We start from the raw sequence: 8538 nt of genomic DNA, 5'->3' as shown, positions 1-8538 counted from the left end.
CAACTTAAAGATGAAATAGACAGAATAGCAAAAGATACAGAATTTAATGGGAAAAAAGTACTTGATGGAACATATGGAAGTAATGGTCAGAGATTAGATATAATGGTGGGAGAAAATCCTGGATTTATTATTTCATTTCCACCAATAGAAAGCATTGCATGCGATTCTTTAGGAATTGATGATTTGAGTGTATCAACTAAAAATGGTTCTGAAAAAGCAATTAATAAATTAAATAAAGCAATAAATGAGGTTTCATCAAGAAGAGTTCAAATTGGAGCTACAGGAAACAGACTTACACATGCAGTAAGATCTGTAGATAATAATGCTGAAAATATGACAGCATCAGAATCAAGAATAAGAGATACTGATATGGCAAAAGAATCTATGGAAAATGTAAGAAGTAATATATTGATAGATTCTACAGGAGCTATGTTGGTACATGAAAACCATGATCCCGAATATGTTTTAAAACTTATGAACGAAAAGGGAATATAAATATTATTAATAGCTGTTAAAATCATTAAATTTATATTTAAGAAAGGATGATTTGTATGGATATAGCAGCACTATCAATGAATATGCATCAAATACAGCTTGAAAATCAGGTTCAGTTATCGGTAATGAAAATGACAATGGATAATAGCGATGTTTTGAGTGAGAATATAATTGATATGGTTGAGAATATGGCTGTTGATACTAATGTTGGAACTAATTTAGATGTAAGAGTTTAAAAATGTAGAAAGGAGATAAGATATGAGATTAGGGCATAACATGTATTCTCTTAATATTTATAAAAATTATAAGAATACATTAGTTGAAAATTCAAAAGCTTTAGGGAATGTAAGCACAGGCATGAAGCTTAATTCTGCAAAAGATAATCCTAATAAAATTGGACAATCTGATAATTTAAAGCTTCAAATTTTAGCAAGAAATGCGGCACAATCTAATATTCAAGATACAACATCAATGCTTCAGACATTTGATGGTGCTCTTCAGGAAATGAATAATAATATTTCTAGATTGAAACAGCTTGCAGTGTATTCAGCTAATGAAACTAATACAGATGATGATAGAGTAAATATTCAAAAAGAAATAGATCAAATATTAAATAGTATTGATGACTTAGCAAATAATACTGATTTTAATGGTATACCATTAAGCAAAAGTGCAGGAGGAACATTAACAGATCCTGAAAATCCAGTTGCAGATAAATATTCTACAATTGGAGATTTAGCTAATGAAAAAGTTAAATTACCTTTTTATGATGTAACTAATAAAGGTCTTGGTTTAGAAGGTTTAGATGTAACGACAAGAAACAATGCTAGCTCTTCCCTTGAAAAGATAGAAAAAGCAATTAATATTGTAAGCAGGATAAGAAGTAAATATGGTTCACTTCAATCGAGGTTGGATGAAACATATACTAGTATGGATGACATAAATCAAAATTTTTCTTCTGCACAAAGTAGTATTGCAGATGCAGATATAGCTGAAGAAATGTTGGAATATGCAAGAACTAATATACTTTATCAGTCATCTATATCATTAATGGCACAAAGTAATAAATTCCCACAGGACGCTTTAAATATTTTAGCAAATGTTAGATAATTATAATTTTTAATTATGGTGTGAGAGTTGTGTTTTGTTATAACTTTCACGCTTTTTTTATGTATGTTTGTTGTAATAACTTATCAAAAAATGAAATTGTATACATATATATTGATTTTTTCATAAGTTTATGTCAAAAGAATGGGTATTTTTGATTCTTGATAATTTTGGTTAAATAGAGTAAAATTTACAAAAGAGTCTCTCTGTATTTTTATGTTTGTTAAAGAATCAAAAAAGCTACAGTTTGAATTTTATGTAACCAAATTGCAAAAAATATGATAACTGAGGTAAAAAAGTAAAAAAAATATGGCAAAAATTCCATTAGTATTTTATAATTAATATTAGAATATTTTATAATCAACAATTAGTGGACTTTATAGAAAGAAGATAAAGGGAAGTGAGTTTATGAAGATACAATCAGAAAGTAATAATACTTATGATTTACTTAAAGCTGGATTGAAGGCATCAAATGTTAGAGCTAAGACAATTGCTAATAATATGGCAAATATAAACACAAAAAATTACAAGAAGTTTAGTGTGGTTTTTGAAGAAAATTTAAAAGAAGCATCAGATTCAGGCTTTAAAATGAGAACTACTAATGAAAATCATTATACAAGTAATTCATCAAACCTTAAAATTACTAAGGACAAGCATTTGTCAGATGATAAAAATTCATATGGGGATAATATAACAATAAAGCAGAATAATGATACAAGCATGAGGACTGATGGAAATAATGTGGATTTAGAAATAGAAAAAGTGAATCAGGCGGCAAATACTTTAAAATATAATGCTATGATAACTAGTATTAATAATAAATTTAATAATTTGAAGACGGTTATAAAATAGGGGGGGATTTAGATGAATCCATTTAAATCAATGCAGATAAGTGCAACTGGTCTTTCAGCAGAAAGACTAAGAATGGACACTATAACTTCAAATATGGCAAATGCACGTACAACTAGAGATGCGGCAGGAAACAAATCACCATATGTAAGAAAGATTGCAGTGTTTCAGGAAGCACTAGATGCTAATAAAGAGATGGCTGGAGTAAAAGCGGTTAAAATTGAAAATGATAATTCGCCTTTAAGGAGAGAATATGATCCAACTCATCCAGATGCAGATGCAGATGGTTATGTAACAATGCCTAATGTAAATGTACTGAATGAAATGGCTGATATGATGGTTGCAACCAGATCTTATGAGGCAAATATTGATACATTTAATGCTTTGAAAAGTATGTTTTCAAAAGCATTGGAAATAGGTAAATAGAAAGGGGTGTTTTTATTATGAGAATTGAAGAAAGTTTTGCGAGACAGGAAGCATTATTTAATGCCAAGTTTAACAAAAAGGTTAATAATTCAGATGAAGCTGCAAAGACAGATTCTTTTGCAAGTGCCTTAAAAAGCGCTATAGATGGAACAAATGAAAAACTTATAGCTTCTGATGAAGCAGCAAGTGCTTTTGTTAGAGGTGATGACGTAAATATTGATGAAGTCATGGTTAAGAATCAGGAAGCTAGTTTATGTCTTCAATTTTTGACACAAACACGAGATAAATTACTTGAAGGGTATGATACATTATCAAAACTGCAATTGTAGTGTTAGGGTGAGGAGAGCTAAATAATGAAAAAACTTTTAGAAAAAGTTAAGGGACTTTTTGAGAAGTTTAAATCTCAGAGCAATAAAATTAAAATCGCTATGATTGCTTCTGCTATAGCAGTTATAGTGGCTATTGTCAGTGCAATAATCTACGCTACATCTACTAAATATGAAGTTCTATTTTCAAATTTAGATACAGCAGATGCAAAGACTGTAGTTGATTATCTGACAAATGAAAAAATTGAAAATAAAGTAGACAGTACTACTAATACAATCTATGTTCCAAAAGGACAGGTTGATAAACTTAAATTAGAGTTGGCACCAGATTTAAAGTCTGGAAGTACTGGATATGAACTTATGGATCAGCAGAACACTTTTGGATTAACTGATGAACAGTTTAACATTCAAAAGACAAGAATGCAGGAAGGTGAAATTGAGAAGGTAATTAAAAGTCTTCAACCTATTGAAAATGCAAAGGTGAAAATCACACAGCCTGAAAGTTCTGTATTTGTAAAAGATAAATCTGAAGGTTCAGCAGCTGTTACTTTGATAGTTAAAGATGGAGCAACATTGAATGAAGATCAGGTAAAAGCTATTGTAGCAGTTGTTTCAAGAAGTGCTGCTAATATTCCAAAAGAAAATGTTACTGTTATAGATCAGAATTCTAATCTGCTTACTAAAGATTTAGATGATGAGGAGTCTGGACAAGCTAGTTCGGAAACTATATCTAAACAACATCAGGCTGAACAGGATTATGAAGAAAGATTGAAAAAGGAAATAATAGAACTTTTGGAACCTATTGTTGGAAAAGGAAATGTTTCGGCAAGAGTTAATGCAAGCTTGGATTTTGATGCAAAACAGAGTACACAGACTGTGATTGATCCAAATAAAGTAATTGTAAGTCAGGAAAGTTCAAAGGAAACAAACAATAATGGAGCAGGAACTTTATCAGAAAGTCCTGTGGACAATAATATGACAAATGAAATTGTCAACAATAATGATAATTCGTCATCGTTAAAAGAAGAACAGAAAACAAATTATGATTCTGGTAAAAAAGAAACAAAGACTATAGAAGCTCAAGGAAAAGTTGAAAGACTTACAGCAACAATATATCTCAATAAGGACCTTACAGCGCAGGAAATAACTGAATATGAACAGGAACTTGCAAATGCTATTGGTTTAGATGCAACAAGAGGAGATCAGATAACTGTAAATGGAAAGGCATTTGATACAACAGCAGCTGATCAGGCTCAGGCAGCAATTGATGAAATGAATGCTGAAAAGCAAGCTAGAGAAAGAAATATTTTAATAGCAGCTGGTGTAATAGGAGGAGCATTAATACTTGGATTGCTTATATTCTTCATCTTAAAGAGAAGAAAGAAGAAAGCGGAAGAGGAAGAACAATTATTGGATACATTAATTGATGATACTATAGTTCCTAAAGAACCAGAGACATTTGATCCAATTGAATTCGAACGTGAGACAGAAAAATCTCATTTAGAGAGTGAAATTAAGAGGTATGCTACAGAAAAACCAGAACAGGTAGTTGAAATAATCAAGTCTTGGTTAACTGAAAATGAGAGGTGATACATATGCCAAAAGACGAACGTAAACTGACTGGTGTGCAGAAGGCTGCAATATTGTTTATTACACTTGGGCCTGAAGCATCTTCTGGTATACTTAAGAAATTACCAGAAAGCGATATTCAAAAAATAACTTATGAAATTGCAAATATTACTTCAGTAACATCAGAACAAAGAGAAGAAATATTGAATGAATTTTTACAGATAAATAAAGCCAGAGATTATATTATTGAAGGCGGAATGGATTATGCTAAACAGTTATTATCAAAAGCTCTAGGATCACAGAGAGCAGCAGAGATACTTGATAAAGTATCAGAAGCAACATCACAGTACAGGCCTTTTTCTATTGCGAGAAAGGCTGATCCTAAGCAGCTTCTTAATGTAATAACAGCAGAGCAGCCACAGACAATAGCACTTATATTATGCTATCTCCAGTCAGATAAGGCTGCTCAGGTTATGGCAGAACTTCCAGAAGAAACACAAAGTGAAGTTGCATATAGAATTGCAACAATGAATACTACATCTCCAATGGTAATAAAGGAAATTGAAGCTGTATTGGAAAGTAAATTATCGTCTGTAGTAAGAACAGAAATGACAACTCTTGGTGGTGTTGAAACATTAGTTGGAATTTTAAATTCAGTTGATAGAACTACTGAGAAGAATATTACAGAAGGACTTGAAAGAGAAGATGCTGAACTTGCTGATAAAGTTAAGAGCTCTATGTTTGTATTTGAAGATATTGTTTCTCTTGATGATGTATCTATTCAGAGAATTCTTAGAGAAGTTGAAGTTAGTGATCTTGCACTTGCACTTAAAGGATGTTCAGATGAAGTTGCTAATTGTATTTACAGAAATCAGTCTAAGAGAGCAGCGGCTTCATTGAAAGAAGATATGGAATTCCTTGGACCTGTAAGAATTACTGATGTTGAAAAGTCACAGCAGAAAATTGTTGCAATTATAAGAAGATTAGATGATGCTAACGAAATTATAATTTCAAGGGGTGGAGAAGATGCAATCATCGTATAGTCTTATAAAAAATGGATTTACAGCATCAGGAGAAAAAAAGATAATAACAACAGAATATGTTAGTAAATTAGAGTTGGCTGCTATAGAGGAAGAAAAAAAGAGAAAGCAGTTAGAAGAAGAGCAGAAAGCTATTGAAGAAAATGAAACTAAGAAATCTAAAATTGATCCTGAAGAATTATTGCAGAGATATGAAGAAATAGGAAAAAGAATAATTCAAGATGCTGAAAATGAAAAAAAAGCACTTCTTTTAAGAACTCAGATGGAAGCTAGTAATGCAGAAAAGAAAGCTTATGAAACTGGCTATGAACAAGGTATGAAAAATGGCTATGATGATGGATATAAAAAAGCATATGATGAGACTATAGAAAAAGCTCAAAAAGAAGCTGATGATATAGTGGGAAAAGCAGAACAACTTTTAAAATCTGCTCAAGGAGATTATGCAGATTATCTGGAAAGAAAAAGAAATGAAATCATAAATCTTGCATTAAATATAGCAGAAAGCATAACAAGAAAGTCATTACAAAATGATGATTCTATAAATGGTATAGTTGAAGAAGCATTTAGAATTTCTAAAGGCGAAGAAAGTATAATTTTAAGAGCAAATTCTGTTCATGTTGAGGAATTAAAGAAAAACTGTGAAAGATGGAAAATATCATATGCTATAAAAAATGAAGTCTTTGTAATAGCAGATGATACTATAGAACCTGGCAATGCAATATTGGAAAAGCCAAGTGGTATTGTAAAGGTAGGAATAGATATAGGAATGGAGCAGGTGAGAAAAGCTATATTTGATTAAAATATATAGTTTGATATTTGGTGCTCATTGATTAGAAAGGGTGTTTTTATGATTGATTTAGAGGTGAATTTTGATAGAATTTTAAAAAAAGTCAATAATACATCACCTATATATAGTGAAGGCATAGTAAAAAAAGTAATTGGTCTTACTATTGAAGTACAAGGTATAAAAGCCTTTGTAGGTGAATTGTGTATTATATATAATGAGAGAAATTTGCCAATCAATTGTGAGGTGGTTGGATTTAGAGATGAATTTGTAATACTTATGCCTCTTGATGAACTTATTGGTATATCACCTGGATGTAAGGTTGTACCTCAACATAAGCCATTAAGTGTAAAGTGTTCAGATGAACTTTTAGGTCACATAATAGATGGCATTGGAAAACCACTTGATTGTGATAATCTTTCATATGATGGTGAAGACTACCCACTTGAAAATGAAGCACCAGATCCATTAAAGAGAAAAAGAATTAAAGATATAATGCCTACAGGGGTCAGAGCTATTGATGGTTTTTTAACTGTTGGTGATGGACAGAGAATAGGTATATTTGCAGGTAGTGGTGTTGGTAAGAGTACAACTCTTGGAATGATTGCAAGAGAAGCAAAAGCTGATGTAAATGTAATTTCTCTTATAGGAGAAAGAGGAAGAGAGGTCCTTGAATTCATAGAAAAGGATTTGGGACCAGAAGGCATGAAAAAATCTGTTGTAGTCTGTGCTACATCAGATAAACCAGCTTTAATAAGAATAAAAGGTGCTCTTACTGCTACAGCAATAGCTGAATATTTTAGAGATCAGGGCAAAAAAGTAATACTTATGATGGACTCAGTAACAAGATATGCTATGGCTCAGAGAGAAGTTGGATTAGCAATTGGAGAACCACCAGCAACAAAGGGATATACACCTTCAGTTTTTGCTAAACTTCCAAAGCTTATGGAAAGAGCAGGAACATCAATAGATGGTTCTATAACAGCATTTTATACAGTACTTGTTGATGGAGATGATTTTAATGAACCTATTGCTGATGCTGTAAGAGGTATACTTGATGGACATATTGTTTTATCAAGAGATTTGGCACATAAAAATCATTATCCAGCAATTGATGTATTAAATAGTGTCAGCAGACTTATGAGTCAGATTGCGCCAAAAGAACACAAAGAATCTGCTTCAATTGCAAGAGACCTTCTTGCAACATATAGAGATTCCGAGGATCTTATAAATATAGGTGCTTATGTTAAAGGAAGTAATAAAAAGATTGATATGGCTGTGGCATATAATGATAAATTGAATGAATTTTTATGTCAAGGAATTGAAGAAAAGGCAACTTTTGAAGAGACAGAACAGGCGTTGATATCTATGTTTAAATAATTGAAGGAAGTGAAACTAAATGTCAGGAAGATTCAAATTTAGTCTTGATAAACTTTTGGATATAAGAAGAGAAAAAGAAGAAGAAAGTAAAAGACTTTTTACAGAGAGTCAGACTGCTAAAAGGAAAATCGAAGAGAAGATAGAAAGCCTTGAAAACAATTATAATAAATATAAGGGAATCAGCGCAGATGAAGATGTGGTATATCAAAAATTAAAAAGGTATTATATACAAGGTTTACAAAAGGGGATAGAAACAGCTAAAGATGATTTGGTTGTAAAGAATCTTGAAGTTGAAAAGAGACGTAGAGAATTAGTAGAAAAGCAAATTGAGAGAAAAACTGTAGAAACATTAAAAGAAAAAAAATATGATGCGTTTGTCAAAGAAGAAGAAAGAGTTGAACAGATAAATCTTGATGAATTAGCGTTATATGCATTTATGAGAAATAGAAATGATAAATAATCAATGTACAATTTATATTTTAAATGCTAAAAGATTGAAATATAAATTGTGCATTGAAAATAAATGCACAGATTTATATTTTAAATTTACAGAGGGAGGTGA

Annotated in this window: 11 protein-coding genes; all 11 read left to right on the top strand. The window is 31.3% G+C overall.

Going from position 1 to position 8538, the window contains the following annotated elements; genetic code table 11:
- Positions 1-495: flagellin (locus tag Q0F58_RS07680; RefSeq protein ID WP_294374573.1), on the top strand; the 495-nt coding region annotated here is incomplete at its 5' end.
- A gap of 56 nt (positions 496-551) precedes the next feature.
- Positions 552-731, top strand: coding sequence for a YjfB family protein (locus Q0F58_RS07675; protein ID WP_294374571.1), 180 nt, complete (start codon positions 552-554; stop codon positions 729-731).
- Between the two features lie 22 nt (positions 732-753).
- Entirely contained in the window at positions 754-1605 is an 852-nt protein-coding gene (locus Q0F58_RS07670) for a flagellin (RefSeq protein WP_294374568.1), read from the top strand.
- A gap of 405 nt (positions 1606-2010) precedes the next feature.
- Complete coding sequence (gene flgB / locus Q0F58_RS07665; RefSeq protein WP_294374564.1) at positions 2011-2454, top strand: flagellar basal body rod protein FlgB; 444 nt, start codon at positions 2011-2013, stop codon at positions 2452-2454.
- Between the two features lie 12 nt (positions 2455-2466).
- On the top strand, positions 2467-2877 hold the full coding sequence (flgC, locus tag Q0F58_RS07660) for a flagellar basal body rod protein FlgC (protein WP_294374562.1): 411 nt from the start codon (positions 2467-2469) through the stop codon (positions 2875-2877).
- Positions 2878-2894: 17 nt separating this feature from the next.
- Positions 2895-3206, top strand: coding sequence for a flagellar hook-basal body complex protein FliE (gene fliE, locus Q0F58_RS07655; RefSeq protein ID WP_294374558.1), 312 nt, complete (start codon positions 2895-2897; stop codon positions 3204-3206).
- A 24-nt stretch (positions 3207-3230) separates the two neighbouring features.
- Positions 3231-4793 carry a flagellar basal-body MS-ring/collar protein FliF gene (gene fliF / locus Q0F58_RS07650; RefSeq protein ID WP_294374555.1) on the top strand — a complete coding sequence of 521 codons (1563 nt, stop codon included), beginning with the start codon at positions 3231-3233 and terminating at the stop codon, positions 4791-4793.
- 5 nt (positions 4794-4798) lie between these two features.
- Positions 4799-5815: a flagellar motor switch protein FliG gene (gene fliG, locus Q0F58_RS07645; protein WP_294374553.1), complete on the top strand. Its 1017-nt coding sequence runs from the start codon at positions 4799-4801 to the stop codon at positions 5813-5815.
- Positions 5799-6611 carry a FliH/SctL family protein gene (locus tag Q0F58_RS07640; RefSeq protein ID WP_294374550.1) on the top strand — a complete coding sequence of 271 codons (813 nt, stop codon included), beginning with the start codon at positions 5799-5801 and terminating at the stop codon, positions 6609-6611. The genes fliG and Q0F58_RS07640 overlap by 17 nt, the downstream gene beginning before the upstream one ends.
- 48 nt (positions 6612-6659) lie before the next feature.
- Positions 6660-7976 (top strand): flagellar protein export ATPase FliI, encoded by a 1317-nt coding sequence (gene fliI, locus Q0F58_RS07635; RefSeq protein ID WP_294374549.1) that lies wholly within the window; start codon positions 6660-6662, stop codon positions 7974-7976.
- Positions 7977-7995: 19 nt separating this feature from the next.
- Positions 7996-8436 carry a flagellar export protein FliJ gene (fliJ, locus tag Q0F58_RS07630; RefSeq protein WP_294374546.1) on the top strand — a complete coding sequence of 147 codons (441 nt, stop codon included), beginning with the start codon at positions 7996-7998 and terminating at the stop codon, positions 8434-8436.
- Positions 8437-8538 lie beyond the last annotated feature (102 nt).

The sequence above is a fragment of the uncultured Clostridium sp. genome (assembly GCF_934754915.1).
In the GTDB taxonomy this organism is placed as follows: Bacteria; Bacillota; Clostridia; order Clostridiales; family Clostridiaceae; genus Clostridium.
The sequence above is the reverse complement of the archived record's forward strand: the minus strand, read 5'-3'. Positions and strand labels throughout refer to the sequence as shown.

Bases quoted from the DNA above. Each gene is read 5' to 3' on its own strand.
- Q0F58_RS07670 (WP_294374568.1), top strand. From the start codon at position 754: ATGAGATTAGGGCATAACATGTATTCTCTTAATATTTATAAAAATTAT.
- fliG (WP_294374553.1), top strand. From the start codon at position 4,799: ATGCCAAAAGACGAACGTAAACTGACTGGTGTGCAGAAGGCTGCAATA.
- flgC (WP_294374562.1), top strand. From the start codon at position 2,467: ATGAATCCATTTAAATCAATGCAGATAAGTGCAACTGGTCTTTCAGCA.
- fliI (WP_294374549.1), top strand. From the start codon at position 6,660: ATGATTGATTTAGAGGTGAATTTTGATAGAATTTTAAAAAAAGTCAAT.
- flgB (WP_294374564.1), top strand. From the start codon at position 2,011: ATGAAGATACAATCAGAAAGTAATAATACTTATGATTTACTTAAAGCT.
- Q0F58_RS07675 (WP_294374571.1), top strand. From the start codon at position 552: ATGGATATAGCAGCACTATCAATGAATATGCATCAAATACAGCTTGAA.
- Q0F58_RS07640 (WP_294374550.1), top strand. From the start codon at position 5,799: ATGCAATCATCGTATAGTCTTATAAAAAATGGATTTACAGCATCAGGA.
- fliE (WP_294374558.1), top strand. From the start codon at position 2,895: ATGAGAATTGAAGAAAGTTTTGCGAGACAGGAAGCATTATTTAATGCC.
- fliF (WP_294374555.1), top strand. From the start codon at position 3,231: ATGAAAAAACTTTTAGAAAAAGTTAAGGGACTTTTTGAGAAGTTTAAA.
- fliJ (WP_294374546.1), top strand. From the start codon at position 7,996: ATGTCAGGAAGATTCAAATTTAGTCTTGATAAACTTTTGGATATAAGA.